Source organism: Paenibacillus chitinolyticus, from assembly GCF_045038035.1.
GTDB lineage: Bacteria > Bacillota > Bacilli > Paenibacillales > NBRC-103111 > Paenibacillus_F > Paenibacillus_F chitinolyticus_A.
In genome coordinates this window covers 5,512,145-5,525,813 of record NZ_CP173427.1, presented here as the reverse complement: position 1 = coordinate 5,525,813, position 13,669 = coordinate 5,512,145, and the positions used below count along the sequence as shown (strand labels likewise).

General features: G+C 46.6%; 17 protein-coding genes. 12 read left to right on the top strand and 5 right to left on the bottom strand.

Features of this window, described 5'->3' with window-relative positions; genetic code table 11:
* Positions 1 to 45 precede the first annotated feature (45 nt).
* Positions 46 to 1,626 (top strand): SagB family peptide dehydrogenase, encoded by a 1,581-nt coding sequence (locus ACI48J_RS24900; RefSeq protein WP_405080753.1) that lies wholly within the window; start codon positions 46 to 48, stop codon positions 1,624 to 1,626.
* 220 nt (positions 1,627 to 1,846) lie between these two features.
* Here the strand turns inward: ACI48J_RS24900 and ACI48J_RS24895 are convergent, their stop codons facing one another.
* From ACI48J_RS24895 to ACI48J_RS24880, 4 genes are all read right to left on the bottom strand, one after another.
* Complete coding sequence (locus ACI48J_RS24895; protein ID WP_405083284.1) at positions 1,847 to 3,031, bottom strand: YhgE/Pip domain-containing protein; 1,185 nt, start codon at positions 3,029 to 3,031, stop codon at positions 1,847 to 1,849.
* Between the two features lie 65 nt (positions 3,032 to 3,096).
* Complete coding sequence (locus tag ACI48J_RS24890; protein WP_405080752.1) at positions 3,097 to 3,882, bottom strand: ABC transporter permease subunit; 786 nt, start codon at positions 3,880 to 3,882, stop codon at positions 3,097 to 3,099.
* A 13-nt stretch (positions 3,883 to 3,895) separates the two neighbouring features.
* Complete coding sequence (locus ACI48J_RS24885) at positions 3,896 to 4,789, bottom strand: ABC transporter ATP-binding protein (protein WP_405080750.1); 894 nt, start codon at positions 4,787 to 4,789, stop codon at positions 3,896 to 3,898.
* Positions 4,755 to 5,711, bottom strand: coding sequence for an ABC transporter ATP-binding protein (locus ACI48J_RS24880; RefSeq protein WP_405080748.1), 957 nt, complete (start codon positions 5,709 to 5,711; stop codon positions 4,755 to 4,757). The genes ACI48J_RS24885 and ACI48J_RS24880 overlap by 35 nt, the downstream gene beginning before the upstream one ends.
* A gap of 257 nt (positions 5,712 to 5,968) precedes the next feature.
* On the opposite strand from ACI48J_RS24880, the gene ACI48J_RS24875 reads away from it, so the two are divergent.
* From ACI48J_RS24875 to ACI48J_RS24830, 10 genes are all read left to right on the top strand, one after another.
* Positions 5,969 to 6,586 (top strand): TetR/AcrR family transcriptional regulator, encoded by a 618-nt coding sequence (locus ACI48J_RS24875; protein ID WP_405080747.1) that lies wholly within the window; start codon positions 5,969 to 5,971, stop codon positions 6,584 to 6,586.
* A gap of 261 nt (positions 6,587 to 6,847) precedes the next feature.
* Positions 6,848 to 7,387 (top strand): RNA polymerase sigma factor, encoded by a 540-nt coding sequence (locus ACI48J_RS24870; RefSeq protein ID WP_405080746.1) that lies wholly within the window; start codon positions 6,848 to 6,850, stop codon positions 7,385 to 7,387.
* Positions 7,377 to 8,303, top strand: coding sequence for a hypothetical protein (locus tag ACI48J_RS24865; protein WP_405080745.1), 927 nt, complete (start codon positions 7,377 to 7,379; stop codon positions 8,301 to 8,303). The genes ACI48J_RS24870 and ACI48J_RS24865 overlap by 11 nt, the downstream gene beginning before the upstream one ends.
* A 302-nt stretch (positions 8,304 to 8,605) precedes the next feature.
* Complete coding sequence (locus ACI48J_RS24860) at positions 8,606 to 8,968, top strand: hypothetical protein (RefSeq protein WP_405080743.1); 363 nt, start codon at positions 8,606 to 8,608, stop codon at positions 8,966 to 8,968.
* A gap of 228 nt (positions 8,969 to 9,196) precedes the next feature.
* Complete coding sequence (locus ACI48J_RS24855; RefSeq protein ID WP_217560223.1) at positions 9,197 to 9,454, top strand: hypothetical protein; 258 nt, start codon at positions 9,197 to 9,199, stop codon at positions 9,452 to 9,454.
* Positions 9,451 to 9,834, top strand: coding sequence for a retropepsin-like aspartic protease (locus ACI48J_RS24850; RefSeq protein ID WP_405080742.1), 384 nt, complete (start codon positions 9,451 to 9,453; stop codon positions 9,832 to 9,834). The genes ACI48J_RS24855 and ACI48J_RS24850 overlap by 4 nt, the downstream gene beginning before the upstream one ends.
* Positions 9,835 to 10,030: 196 nt before the next feature.
* Positions 10,031 to 10,390, top strand: a complete 360-nt coding sequence (locus tag ACI48J_RS24845) for a BlaI/MecI/CopY family transcriptional regulator (protein ID WP_405080741.1) — start codon at positions 10,031 to 10,033, stop codon at positions 10,388 to 10,390.
* Positions 10,387 to 11,850: a M56 family metallopeptidase gene (locus ACI48J_RS24840; RefSeq protein WP_405080739.1), complete on the top strand. Its 1,464-nt coding sequence runs from the start codon at positions 10,387 to 10,389 to the stop codon at positions 11,848 to 11,850. The genes ACI48J_RS24845 and ACI48J_RS24840 overlap by 4 nt, the downstream gene beginning before the upstream one ends.
* A gap of 258 nt (positions 11,851 to 12,108) precedes the next feature.
* A complete protein-coding gene (locus ACI48J_RS24835) occupies positions 12,109 to 12,459 on the top strand; it encodes an SMR family transporter (RefSeq protein WP_326052118.1) in 351 nt (116 codons plus the stop codon).
* On the top strand, positions 12,459 to 12,773 hold the full coding sequence (locus ACI48J_RS24830; RefSeq protein ID WP_405080738.1) for a DMT family transporter: 315 nt from the start codon (positions 12,459 to 12,461) through the stop codon (positions 12,771 to 12,773). Before ACI48J_RS24835 ends, ACI48J_RS24830 begins: the two co-directional genes overlap by 1 nt.
* Here ACI48J_RS24830 and ACI48J_RS24825 read toward each other — a convergent pair.
* Positions 12,770 to 13,096: a hypothetical protein gene (locus ACI48J_RS24825; protein WP_405080737.1), complete on the bottom strand. Its 327-nt coding sequence runs from the start codon at positions 13,094 to 13,096 to the stop codon at positions 12,770 to 12,772. The genes ACI48J_RS24830 and ACI48J_RS24825 overlap by 4 nt on opposite strands.
* A gap of 277 nt (positions 13,097 to 13,373) precedes the next feature.
* On the opposite strand from ACI48J_RS24825, the gene ACI48J_RS24820 reads away from it, so the two are divergent.
* A complete protein-coding gene (locus ACI48J_RS24820) occupies positions 13,374 to 13,598 on the top strand; it encodes a helix-turn-helix domain-containing protein (RefSeq protein WP_009672945.1) in 225 nt (74 codons plus the stop codon).
* The last annotated feature ends 71 nt before the right edge of the window (positions 13,599 to 13,669 follow it).

The window sequence follows — 13,669 nt, the reverse complement described above, 5'->3', positions numbered from 1 at the left end:
CGTGGACGTGGTGGACCACCCTCGTTCATATAAGGAGGGACAAGGATGAGTCTGGAGGCGTTTCTGTACAATTTACATTATGACATTGACGAGACCAAACCACCGGACTTGGAGGTGGATTGGGAAGACGGACCGCTTGCCTATAAGCTCTATCGCGGCTTGCCTGTGGTTCCGTTATCTCCGGAAATACCGCTGACGCTCGATGGCGGCGAGGCTCCAATGAAGCCCGACCTTCGTCGAACGGGTCATTTTCTCTGGTACGTATTCGGGCTCACTCAATTGTCCCAGTCCGTTCTTGCCTCGAATTCCATGGTACAAACCATGGGCCTGCTGCAGCTGTACCGACGGTTTGCTCCCTCCGGGGGAGCGTTATATCCGAATGAATTATACGTGTATTTGAAGATAGAGGATTTGCCTGCAGGGGTCTATCATTATGATGCGGCACACCACCGCTTGGTGCTGCTGCGCGAAGGCGACTTCGATTCATATTTAGCCGGGGCTACGGGTAATCGCTATGACGCTTCGGCTTGCTTTGGGACGGTTTTTATATCGACCATGTTTTGGAAAAACTTTTTTAAATACCATAGTTTTTCCTACCGCCTGCAAGGACTGGATGCAGGCGCGCTGATCGGACAGCTCTTGGAGGTGGCCAAACGGTTTGGTTTTGCATCGCGAGTGTATTTCCAATTTCTTGATCGGGCCGCAAATCATCTTCTCGGAATATCCGAACAAGAGGAGAGTGTTTACGCGGTGATTCCGCTGTCGGTGGAGCCGGCGATCCCTTGGTTTGCCCATGGAAAAGAGGGAGAGGGGAGCGTCTCCGCTGCCGAATTATGCCGGGAGCTGCCAACGGTTCGGCATCATCATTACGTCCGCTCCCGGAGGGTTAAGGAATTTCCGATGCTGATCAAAATGAACGAAGCCTCCCTATTGGAATCGCTTCGATCGATACCGCGAGCAGGGGAGAAGAAGATCGCTCACCGCGGGGGTCATGTGGTGGTGCTGCCCTACGTGAAGCGATTGTTGTATGATCTGGCGTCAGTAAGCCGGAGGCGGTATTCACCGGACAGTGATTTTAGGATGAGCAAGGTAAGCCAAGAGCAGCTGGCCTTGCTGCTGCGGGAGGCCACGGCTTCTTTCAGATATCGGAATGATTTGGATGGGGCCCGTGAGAACCCCGTTTCCCGCGTATCACTGTACGTCTGTTTGTATAACGTTGAAGGCATTCCGGAGGGCGCTTACCATTATGACAGTGCTGCTCATGCGTTACGGTTGGTACGTCATGGGGATCACCGGCTCCAACTGCAGGAAGGAATGCCTTCGGATAATGTGAACCTGTTCCAAGTACCGCTATGCTTTCATATTGCAGGAGACAAGGATCATCTTGTAGCAGAGATGGGGTATAGGGGATACCGCATCCAACAGATGGAAGCGGGGATGCTGCTGCAGCGACTGCTGTTAGCGGCAACGGCTGTCGGATTAGGGGGACATCCGCTCCTCGGATTCGATGCACGATTATGTGATGAGATCTACAAGATGACTTCGCAAGGATTAACGAGCCTAATCCAAATCCCGATAGGACCCTATCGTCATAGCCCCCGCTTAACGGGAGGGTTGCATGGCTAGCAGAGCATGGGTAACGCTCCTGTGATGCCGGTAGTCGTTTAGAGACAGCCAATGAGATCCCGTTAGAAAAACATCCAATTCAGCATGTTGCGGCGAATTGTGGCTTTACAAGCCGCGGTCGCCTCCATACAACAGCAAAAAGACCCGGCCGAGAGACCGGGTCTTTTTGTTGTTCGAGGAAGCGGGACAATGACCACTTCGCAATCCGCACAGCTTTAGTTTAGACTTCAAGTTTTTGTTGTTCTTGTACGGCACGAGGCTTCAAAACGGAAGCAAGGATAACGACGGCGCTCACTAACCCAATCCAAGTAAGCGAGGATACCGCATGATTCCAGCTTATCCCTTTACCGAAGAAGAACAACTCTCTAAGTCCTTCCACCATATAACGCATCGGCAGCCAAGAATAGACCCAATCCCGATAGAAAGAGGACATCATTTCTGGAGCCAAGGCGAGTAAGGGAGCGCCAAAAAAGAGCATTAAGGCAAAGAGAGAAATTCCTTTAATGCCTAGCCATGACATTACGGCCGATATCAGAAGAAAAAAGCTGAAAAAGGTAATGGTTAAGAAAAGTGCTGTATCCGCAAATTGTGGAATATGAAGTCCTACCATACTCCCTGCAAGCCAAGTTAATCCGAAGCCGGCGATTACCGCAACCACAGCGCCCCATACAATTTGCGTTAGTTTCACGGCAAGGTTCTCTTTTCGGGTTTTAGAAGCTGTCTTGCTGACGGCCATGAAAATTATCGCCGCGCTCGCCATACTTGCCATCCAAAGCGGCTGGAACAATGAAATGGGGGCGTTGCCGTTTGCGCTATTCGTGCCGATTTCATTGACATTCGTAACCTTCTTGGCAATAGGGGTTACCAAGCCGGAAGCCTGCTCCGTCGTCAGCGTCGCTCCTTGGTTTTTAAATCCTGCAAGGAGCTGGGCACGAACATTGTTGTTCATATTATCGACGACTCCGTTCAAGATTTGCCCTGCCATTGTGGATGCTGCCGTATTCATTCCCTGATTAATAAAGATTTGCACTTCCGGCGAAGTGGGTGTTGGGGTGCGCAATGAAGCTTGCTTTGCACTAAAATCTTTTGGAATCACAAGGGCGGCGTAATAGTTTTGGTCGTTTAAGCCGTGTTGTACGTCTTCGATATTATTGACTGTCACCCATTTTACGGCCGGGGTCTCGCCGGTTGTTGAGGAAGGGGTTTTCTGTATCATATCCACGATATTCTGCCCCATGTTCATCTTGGGTTGATTCGGAATTTCCACTCCCTGGTCTTCGTTGACAATGGCGACGGGCAAGTTCTTTGGCTGGACTTGAACGGATGGAAAAAGGGCAAGGGAAAAAATAAATAGGACCACGAAAGCAATAATTGGCGCTAATAAGGCGAGCTTGTTTTTTAACATGTTCATAATAAACCACTCCTTTTTTAATCAAACCCGTAATTGTCGAAAGTTGTTTTTCCAATTCATCATAACGGCAAATCCTTTTGTTTAAAGACGCGTATGCCCAGCATGTAAAGCACAGATCCTGCAACAGCAAGCGCAACAAATTGAAGCGTGTAAGTGCCGCCGTTTAAAATCGCATGCGTATCGAACAGAGCGTTCATGGATACATATTTTAACCCTTCCAGGCTGCTGTCCACGTCTCCCATCAATTTAAGGAGAAAAAAAGCCATCGGTATTCCCGCTCCCCACGCCAAAGAGTTTTTAGACAGATTGAATAAGCAGGAGAAAAAGAATGAAATACCGCTGGTTGCAAACATTAAAAGAAACAAACCTATGTTAAGCTTCAGATAATCCATCTTGTTTAAGTCGAGATCCCCTTGAAAAATACGGATGGAAGCAAGACCGGCCAAGTTAACGATCAGGACCATAACGAAAAGCGATGTAATCAGGTAGACCGCTTGAGTAAGAACGACCGTGCTCCTTTTCGTCGGTGTAGAGAGCAAGTATGCCATTGAACCTCTGTCGACTTGCGAGGCGATGAGACTGTTGGCGGTCATAATAATGAAGACGACCGGCAGCAGGATACCCTGAATGCCGTAGAAGGTTTTGGCCAGCATGCCGAGAAACGAAGCTTCTCCGAGCAAATTGGCAAGCGGGGTGTCCTTGACCATACCCGACATGTCGGATAAGGTTTTTGGATCGAACACGGCAATTAAAACCATGTGAAACACCGTCATGATGAGGGTAAAGATCAGCCATAATTTAAAATTCGCCTTCAATGTTTGTTTGAAAATCGGTTTGCTGAGCATCGGTGCTTCCTCCTTATAGTAATTCCTTGAAATAGTCGGCAAGCGTAAACTTCTTTTCCGCAATAAATCTGATTGGATACCCCTTCAATGTCCCAAATAACAAATTGATGTCACGGTCGTTAATCCGGACAAGTACCTGATTCCGGCTCTCCCGTTTCTCGGCAAAATCAAACGGCTCGGACAAAAAGCGCCGGTAATCCTTGCTGGAAAGGAACTCGATTTTGTACACTTTGTTCTCGTTGTGCATTATCTCGGCTGTCGGCTTGACCGCAATCAACTTCCCGCCTTTGATTAACGCGACCTTATCACACGTGTGCTCCACTTCCTCAAACATGTGACTCGACATGAAAATCGTTTTGCCTTTCTTCTTTTCTTCCTTCAAAATGTCTACGAACTCGGCCCTCATGAGCGGGTCTAATCCCGTAGTCGGCTCATCCAAAATCAAAATGTCGGGATCGGCCATCAGAGCCGCGACAATCGCCGTTTTCTGTTTCATCCCCTTGGACATTCTTTTCAAGTTGGCCGTAGGATCAAGCTGCAGTTTTTTAATTATGCTCTCCGCATAGGACATATCCTTTAATCCCAATAATTCCGCTTGCCTTCTTAAAAATTCAGAACCGGTCGGTGCATCGGGAAATGCAATTTCTCCCGGAATATAACCGATCCACTTTTTGATCTCGGCAGAATCGGTCCAACAATCCATTCCTTTGATCGTCGCAGTGCCGCTTTCGGGTTTCAAGAAACCCATCATATGGCGAATAGTTGTTGTTTTACCGGCTCCATTCGTTCCTACGAATCCAAAAACCTCGCCCTTCTCGATCGTTAGGTTGAGGTTGAACACACCTTTTCCATCGCCAAAGTTTTTTGTTAAATTATTGATTTGGATAGACGGCATCAGGTTCGGCACCTCCCGCTGCTTGGATGTTACGACGGTCATAAAACTTCATGAAATAGTCTTCAAGCGTAAACTTTATTTCCGAAAAGAACTTTACTTCATAGTCGGCAATAAAAGAGATAAAAGCATTGATGTCATTATCGTGAATACGCAGCAGGGCTTGATGTTTGTGAGGCGTTAAAGACAGGGCCTCCCATTTTTCATGTGCCTTTCCTTCACGGTCAAAACGATTAAACGATTCTTCGGTTTTGAATTCGATCTTAAATGTTTTGATCTCGTTATGGCGCAAATCATCTGCCACGAATGAAGAGATTAATCGGCCATCCTTGATGATGGATATCTTGTCGCAAGTCGCGTCGATTTCGGAAAAAATATGACTCGATATTAAAATCGTTTTGCCCTTCTCTTTCTCCTCCTTAATAAACTCGATAAAGAGGGCCTGCATAATCGGGTCTAATCCGCTTGTAGGCTCATCAAGCACAAGTACAGCGGGGTCATGCATGAAAGCGGTGACGATAGCGAGCTTCCGTTTCATCCCAAGAGACATCCGTTTCAAGCTGCCGGCCGGGTCCAGTTCAAACTTCCTGATCAGGTTTTTCGTATGGGTCATATCCGTGATGCCCCGTAATTCGGCCATCATTTTGATAAATTGATTGCCGGTCAGTGACTCGGGCAGAGCGATTTCACCCGGCAGATAACCAAGGTTCTTTTGGATCTCGCTGGCATGCTCCCAGCTATTAAGTCCGTTGACTAAGCTGTGCCCCTTCTGCGGGCGGGAAAAGCCCATAATATGGCGAATGGTAGACGTCTTACCCGCTCCATTGGGCCCTAAGTATCCGTAAACTTCCCCTTTTTCAATACTAAAGGAAACGTCGAAAATCCCGCGATTATGACCATAATCCTTTGTCAAATGTTCAATCTCAATAAGCGGCATCTATCATTCCCCTTTCCGCTTCCCTCATTTTCGGAACATCTTCTGTTTCAAAACCTTTAAATGATGGGGTGCCAACAGGATGTTGAACCCTTCTTCATTTCCAGATATAATTGAAGAAAAAGGACAACGTGTTGTTTATTGATTCAATTATAATTACAAAATACACAGGGAACAATGATCAGAAATAGCCGATGTGACGGTTATCCAACACAACTTAGGAATGTGTCCGATATCATTAATAAAGGAGATGACTGGCTTTGCGGGAAACGAGTACGGATTTACGAATCATTCGCACGAAGGAGTCTATCCGGGAAGCGTTAATCGATTTAATAGAGGAGAAGGGTTTCGAAGCCGTTACAGTCAAGGATATTACGACGAAAGCGAGAATTAATCGGGGGACCTTTTATGCCCATTATCAAGATAAATATGACCTAATAGCCAAATGCCAAGAGGAGTTTATGATCGGGTTGTCCCAAATCGTAAAACAGAACTTGGTCAATATTATTGCGGACCTTGACTCAAATGTTTCCCCGACGGCGCCTTTTACCGTTATGGTTTCGATCTTTGAATATCTAAATCTGAACCGGAAATTTATGAGAGCGGTCTCGGGGCCCAAAGGGGATCTGAATTTCCTGACTAAATTGAAGGATTTCATGTGGAATACACTGTTTGTAAGAAATGAATTTCCACTTATTAAACAGGAGACTCTGCTTGTTCCTAGTGAGTATTTAGTTTCTTATATCGCTTCGGCACATATGGGGGTTGTACAGCAATGGTTGAATGGTGACGGGAAAGAATCTCCCGAAGAGATGGCTCTAATCCTCTCTACATTAACGGTAAAGGGACCTTTCGTTGCAGCCGGTTTGAAAAAGTAAATGTGTTCTTAAACCCACAGCGACAGGTTTCATGCCCCGCTAATTTCGTGTTCAAGCAGACTGGGGCCATGGCAGAGAAGCAACAATAATCTTGGCTAGAAGGTCCCAAGCAGATAGGCTTGGGCCTTTTTTCTGTGCATATAAGTTTCGTTTGCATTCTTATTAACCCAATTAATTTCGGAAATATTTATTTGGTGCCAACGAAATTAAGGGAACTTTGAAGACGGTATCTTGTCTAATAGGTTGGGAGGGGGTCAAAAATTGGAAACAGAGTACCTGAAATATTTTCAAGAGGTCGATAGTACGGAATTGTACAATTTGATGACTCAATATGGGGACGATGTGTGGAGGTATGCCTATGCATTGACCGGAAATTACGAACAATCCAACGATATTGCGCAGGAAGTATTTCTTAAAGTCCATTTGAAAATGTCTACCTTTCGAGGACAATCCTCTTTCAAAACCTGGCTTTTTTCCATTACGAGAAATATTGCGATTAATGAATTGAGATCCGGTTATTTTCGGAGGATTCTGTTGTTTGGAAATGTGAAAAGTACTCAAGTAGCACAGTCAGCCGAGGGTGACTATATGGCGAATCAGGCGGTTGCTGATCTCCGCAAAATTATTATGGGTTTATCCCGAAAACTAAGAGAGGTTCTTGTTCTGAATCTGGAGCATGAGTTGACTATTCAAGAAATAGCGGAATTGCTTCATATCTCTGAAGGAACGGTAAAGTCAAGAATGAGCAGAGCACGCAAAGAAGTGGAAAGAAGATGGAGGAATCTAAACCATGAATCCTGAGAAAACGAACTGGGCGGCAATGGTTAAGGAAAGCTCTATTGGAAGGGGCATATTCACTGAACAGATGAAGCAGACGGTCCTTACACGGGTTGAACAGAACCAAAGAAAGAAACTGAAAAAACCATTCGTCTATATGGCTGCTCCGCTGACAGGTCTTCTGATCTGCCTCCTGCTCTTTCCTGTCTTTGATAATTGGCCGGCTGCCTTTCAAACAATGGAGAAGGGGATAATGGGAACCAACGGAGCTTCCAGCGAAGATATCACCCTGAATTACGAGCCTGCAAAGGAACTGTCTGCCATCCCTGATACAGATAAGGGGATTAGGGGTTATACTTTGTCGCGGCTGCCGTTAGCGTCTGTGCATGTAAAAGAAACGGTGTCTATTGCGGGTATCGGCACGTATATGGATTACATTAAACCGGACGAGGATCCGATCTCTTATTTCGGATTTCAGCTTTTCAACCATCCCGGCTCAGCCGAGGATGAATTTTATGAAATTGGCTATGGCAAAATGACCGAAGCGAAACTTCATAAGAGTAATGCCTTTGGCTTGATGGATCTACGTCTGGATGGAAAATGCGGGCCCGAAAGAAGATGTGTGTATTGGATTGCTTTAAAAGAAGATAAGGTTATGGCCTACGAACAAATGGATGCATGGACCATTAACGAGCAAGACTTGGATAAGGATGGAGTAACCGAGGTTATCGCATCGACCTATGCGAAAGAAATCTATATTTACAAAAACATAAAAGGCCAGATCCAATCGGTCGATGTCCAAGCGGCGTTGAAGGCCGGATATGGAGATACGGTAACTTATAATCCGGATAATCAAGTTTTTCAGATCACAGGTAAGGGTGGAACGAAAAAATATCGCTATGTCACAGGAGCGGACATGTTCCGTCAAGTGCACGAATAGGGAACGGATGAAGTTCGACATTTGCCATGGCTGGGGCGAATTTATGGACTTGCCGAGTTGCGGCTCGTTTTGACAGCATGTAAAAGGTCTCAGCGATTAAGCGGGACCTTTTTTTGTTCTTAAGGAATGTCGGGAGGAGTACGCGCGAGATCAAAATCTTTTAAACTCGAAAAACGGGTCGCATTGAATATAGCTTGAGTGTAAACTGGACTATAAGCCTTGTTAAAATATAGAAATCTTCGGTGAAAGTATTTTCCCGCGTAAGGCGGGATAATTAACTTAACGTTTAGGCGGTGACTTTGATGAGTGAAAAAAGTTGGCTGGTCGTGCAGTTTCCCTTAAAAAGCGTAAAAGGCAGCCAGCGTGACCACTGGTTAAAAGACAAAGTGATGGAGTACTTGGAGATTTTTTTAGCGGATGAGGGGCTTGGCCATGTGGACGGGTTCGATATGGGAAAGTGTGTTTCCGACCCGACTTCGTATGCTCTTAACATATTTTGCGTCGTTGCGGATGAAGCACGCGGTATCGCTTTGATCAAAAAAGTTTTAAGAGAATACAGGCTGGATTATACCCGAATAAAAATTGCATCCATGCCCTATGAGAACGGAGACGCCTACACACTGAAGTATGCTTACAAGAAGGGCGTGACCGATTTTTCGTTATGAGGGGAGGAAGGCAAAAAATAAAGTGGTATTGGCCACAAAAAGACTGGAGTTTATGCTCTCTTTAGACGCTCCTTTGATCAAAAATAGCACCCTTTCCGCCTTGTCCAACTTCTTAGGTTCACCCCTTATGATGAAACAATTGGCAAGGAGATGCTCTTGTTTTATGGCAAAAGCTTTTGTGTGCTATACTGACAGTAAAAAAAGTACTAACTTTCAGAGGTGACGAAGATGCGTTGGGAAGAGGTTAGAGAGCAATTTCCAGACGAATGGGTGGTCTGTGAGGCTTTAAAGTCTCATTCAGAAGACGGATACTGGTTCATTGATGAAGTGGCACTTATTGATCGTTTTGCCGACTCAACAGTGGCAATGAAGCGTTATTATGAATTGCATCGGGAACAGCCTTACCGGGAGTATGGGTTCTTTCACACATCTCGTGAAGAACTGAAACTTCGAGAGAAGTGGGCGGGAGTTAGAGGGCCTAGATGAATATTGAAATAAAGTACGGGTTGCCTTTTGTAGAAGTTGTGGTTTGCTATCGGGGCGAACAACTTCATTTGAAGCACGTTTTGCTCGATACTGGTTCAGCGGGAACGATTTTCAGCGCAGATGTAGTAGATGCCATCGGAGTTAAGGTTGAGCCTGAGGATGTGCTGAATAAGATAAGGGGCGTAGGGGGAGTAGAAATTGTTTACTCCAAATATTTTGACTTCGTGAAGACAGGCGAGGTTTCTTTGGAAGTTTTTGAAGTAGAGATAGGAGAAATGAATTATGGATTGGAGATCGATGGAATCATTGGTTTCGATTTCATCCGGGCAGCGGGCTTAGTAATCAATTCTAAAGAATTGACTTTAGGCGCGAGGGTTTAGCTACATTATCCCAGAATATCCCAAACCTTACGCGGCGAAGGATTTTGAATTTATAATTCACGAAACGCCCCACATACAAGAGACCCAGCCGACGGCCGGGTCTTTTTGCTGCCCCGAACCTTGACAACAGAGGTTTACTGCAATAAACTCATTACATCAAGGTTTATCTTGGTAAACCCCCAAGGAGGCGATCTGATTGGAACCGTACAAATTGTTTGACGCCGAATACAAATTTGCCTGTCTGGTTTGGGATCATGAACCGGTCAATTCTACCGATCTTGTAAAGCTAAGCCAAACAAAGCTTGGCTGGAAGAAGTCCACAACCTATACCGTGTTAAGAAAGCTTTGTGAGCGGGGAATCCTCAGAAACGAGGAAGCGACGGTCACTGCAATCATTAAGAAAACGGATGCGCAGAAATACGAAAGCCGGACGGTTGTAGATAAAGCCTTCAACGGATCTTTGCCGCAGTTTTTAACCGCTTTTCTGGGTGAAAAGAAATTGTCGGAGAAGGAGGCTGAGGAGCTGAAGCGGATTATTGAGGAGGCGACCCGATGACGAGCCTATTTCTTACGATCCTTACTATGAGCATTACGGCCAGTTATGTCGCTCTTGCGGTTATGATTGCGAGATTTCTTTTGAAACGGGTTCCCAAAATATTCTCTTACATCCTATGGTCGGCCGTAGCTGTAAGACTGCTCATCCCTGTCAGCTTCACTTCAAGCTTTAGCCTGTTAGGGCTAGTAGAGCCCCAAGGCAAAGCCGGAACGGGTTTCATGGAGTTTGTGCCGCAGAGCATGGGGATGCAAAAAAATCCTATGGTGGATGCCGGAATAAGCGGAATAAGCCGTTTTATTAACTCGACTCTTCCGGCTGCCGTACCGGCATCAAGCGCGAATCCCATACAAATCATCCTGTGGATTGCAAGTATAATCTGGATAACGGGCATCGTCGTTCTTCTCTTTTACAGTGTCCTGTCTTATTTGAGAATACGAGCCAGAATCCGAACGGCAACTCTCGTCAGAGACCGACTATTTGAGACGGACCAAATCACCACACCGTTTGTATGCGGTTTTCTGAAGCCGAGAATATACATTCCGACGGGTCTTAGTGAGCAAGAGCTGTCGTACGTTTTACTGCATGAAGAGACACATATCCGGAGACGGGATTATTGGATAAAACCTCTGGCGTTCGTGATTCTGACTCTCCATTGGTTCAATCCCCTTATGTGGCTGTCTTATGCACTCATGAGCAAGGACATGGAGATGTCCTGTGACGAGAGTGTGGTGCGCGAGATGGGCGATCGGATTAAAGGAAGCTACTCTGCGACCTTGCTTTCACTTGCGGTAAGGAGGAGCGGGCTCGGGACCGGTAGTCCGCTTGCTTTTGGAGAGGGGAATATTAAGGCAAGGATTAAAAATATTCTCGCCTACCGTCAGCCCTCCCCCTGGATGGCCGCAGGCTCTATGCTCGTTATTGCAGCCTTGGTGCTGGGTTGTTCAGCCAATCCCAAGCCTTTAGCGCATGCGCCCCAGCTATCCTCGCAGCCGCTCTATTCCGGGTATGATATGGAAAAGCTTATGAAGAACAAAACGCTCTACGTCGGCAACCATATAAAAGTAGGCGGCCTCATCGGCGGAATGCCGAGGCCAAACGGCTTGGAAGGCAGGGGCATAGAGCTTCAAACGAAGGCGCAGCCTTACGGAGTTACGGTCTATTATGTCGTGAACGACGATACGGCTGTGTTAAAAGACGGGACAAGCAGTGGAGAAGCTTTTTACCGGAATTCCATTCTGATGTTAAGTTTGATTGATAACGTCGATTGGATCACCTATTCGATTGCGGATCCTTCTGGTCCGAATGATGACCCGGCGTACAGCTTTACGCTCACAAGAGAACAGGCCGAAAAAATGCTGGGAGAGGACGTCAGGTCCTACGGCAAGGACCAAACAAGCCTGCGGCAGCTCATTGATCGGTTGGAACGTCTGAACTTCAAGGAAACCGGGCTTACGGTTTAATCATAAGACGAAGCGAGACAACCCGGAAGGTCCCTGCAGAGAAGCCGGGGCCTTTTTGTTGTTCTGTTTTTTCAATATAGAGGCTGTACAGGTACGAATCTCTCCTTGACTCTCCCATATATTGGAGACTTATAATTATGGGGTAAGGAGGGACTTGGATGTACAGTATCGGACAGTTGTCCAAGAAGATGAACATAATCGATAAGAACGGGATAGTCGACTGGCATTTACAGCATTTGGAGGAGGGACAGTTGTAGAATGGGAGCCAAATCGGAAGTACGGATGAGTGAGGCCAGAGCATGGACCTATGTGATACTGGGGGGACTGCTGGAGATTGTGTGGGCAAGCGGATTCAAATATGAAAATGTTCCCGGTATTGTCGTCCTCATCGCCCTGTTGACGAGCTTCGATTTAATCATAAGAGCGGCCAAGGTTTTACCGGTGGGGACGGTGTATGCCGTGTTTGCAGGTATGGGGACGCTCGGGACTACGATTGTGGAAATCGTCATGTCCGGAGGGGGTGTCAGCATGGTACGGATTGTTTTTATACTTCTTCTGCTGGCGTGTATCGTCGGTTTGAAACTGTCGGGTAAAGGAAGTGAGGCGTGATGGATTGGCTGCTGCTCATTTCGGCTGGACTGCTGGAAGTGATCGGGGTGATCGGGATTAAACGGGTCGCCCAAAATAACAATGTCACCAACAACATTATCCTTATCGGGGGATTTCTCGTAAGCTTCCAGCTGCTTGTCCGGGCGATGGAAACGATTCCTCTGGCGACGGCTTACGCGGTATGGACGGGAATCGGAACGGTCGGGGCCGCCGTAGTGGGGATGTTATTTTTCAAGGAACCGGGAGGCTGGATGCGGGTCGGTTGTATTCTCGGCGTTATATTTTCTGTCTGCGGGTTGAAATTGGCCGGTTAAATGATTAGAGGAGCTGGGGCGGCAGCTCCTTTTTTTGTTTTCTCCACTAAGCGATCATAGTTGATGGTTATAAAATTGAGGGGCCGTTTGCTGCCCGGGGTATGTGTAGGGAGAAGCTCCTGGGTAGGATGGGGTTGATTGTTCAGCGAAATACGGATTAGCTGTTCCTTGATTATTTTCGCGGAAAAAGAAAGGACTAACGAAGGGGGTCCCAAAGCCTCCAAAGCCATCAAATCCTCCAAACCCAAACGGAGTGCCAAAACCCCCGAACCCAAACGGAGTGCCAAATCCTCCAAAGCCTCCAAATCCGAAAGGACTTCCAAACCCGAACGGGCCTCCAAAACCTCCGTGCCCAAAACCCCCGTGTCCAAAGCCGCCGTGCCCGAAACCTCCGTGAAAACTCATATGTGCTGCCTCCCTGTCTAATGGTTAGGTATTTGACCCTGGTATTGTATGGGCTTCTGTCATAAACGGTGCCCGGCTAGAGGTAAAATAGGCTTTGCCAAATTCCGATGAGCTTAGGTAAACCTCCTTTCTTGTGGTATACTTAAACAATCAGTCAAGAAATGTACTGGCTAAGATTAGGAAGGTTGCCATCCTATGCAAGCGTTCCAGGATTGGAATCAAAAGGTAAAAAAGACGTTCAATGCGACGAGTAACGAGGTTGTTTTGACGGTCACGGAAGCGGGAAATTTACTGGGGCTGTCCAAAGATCAGATGAAGACTTATGTAGATAAAAGCACGCTGACCAAGGTGCCGATCATGAGAAGCGTTCATAGGTACCTTTTATTGAAAAAGGAAATAGACGAGCTGTTGGAGCGGTAAAAAACACCTGGATAGGTGTTTTTTTATTAGCTGCACCCGGGGTGGGGAACAATAGTCCGGATAAGCTTAAT

What these genes read in the sequence shown, in the direction of transcription:
- ACI48J_RS24900 (WP_405080753.1), top strand. Translation starts at nt 46, where the DNA reads ATGAGTCTGGAGGCGTTTCTGTACAATTTACATTATGACATTGACGAG.
- ACI48J_RS24895 (WP_405083284.1), bottom strand. Translation starts at nt 3,031, where the DNA reads ATGTTAAAAAACAAGCTCGCCTTATTAGCGCCAATTATTGCTTTCGTG.
- ACI48J_RS24890 (WP_405080752.1), bottom strand. Translation starts at nt 3,882, where the DNA reads ATGCTCAGCAAACCGATTTTCAAACAAACATTGAAGGCGAATTTTAAA.
- ACI48J_RS24880 (WP_405080748.1), bottom strand. Translation starts at nt 5,711, where the DNA reads ATGCCGCTTATTGAGATTGAACATTTGACAAAGGATTATGGTCATAAT.
- ACI48J_RS24865 (WP_405080745.1), top strand. Translation starts at nt 7,377, where the DNA reads ATGAATCCTGAGAAAACGAACTGGGCGGCAATGGTTAAGGAAAGCTCT.
- ACI48J_RS24860 (WP_405080743.1), top strand. Translation starts at nt 8,606, where the DNA reads ATGAGTGAAAAAAGTTGGCTGGTCGTGCAGTTTCCCTTAAAAAGCGTA.
- ACI48J_RS24855 (WP_217560223.1), top strand. Translation starts at nt 9,197, where the DNA reads ATGCGTTGGGAAGAGGTTAGAGAGCAATTTCCAGACGAATGGGTGGTC.
- ACI48J_RS24850 (WP_405080742.1), top strand. Translation starts at nt 9,451, where the DNA reads ATGAATATTGAAATAAAGTACGGGTTGCCTTTTGTAGAAGTTGTGGTT.
- ACI48J_RS24840 (WP_405080739.1), top strand. Translation starts at nt 10,387, where the DNA reads ATGACGAGCCTATTTCTTACGATCCTTACTATGAGCATTACGGCCAGT.
- ACI48J_RS24835 (WP_326052118.1), top strand. Translation starts at nt 12,109, where the DNA reads ATGGGAGCCAAATCGGAAGTACGGATGAGTGAGGCCAGAGCATGGACC.
- ACI48J_RS24830 (WP_405080738.1), top strand. Translation starts at nt 12,459, where the DNA reads ATGGATTGGCTGCTGCTCATTTCGGCTGGACTGCTGGAAGTGATCGGG.
- ACI48J_RS24820 (WP_009672945.1), top strand. Translation starts at nt 13,374, where the DNA reads ATGCAAGCGTTCCAGGATTGGAATCAAAAGGTAAAAAAGACGTTCAAT.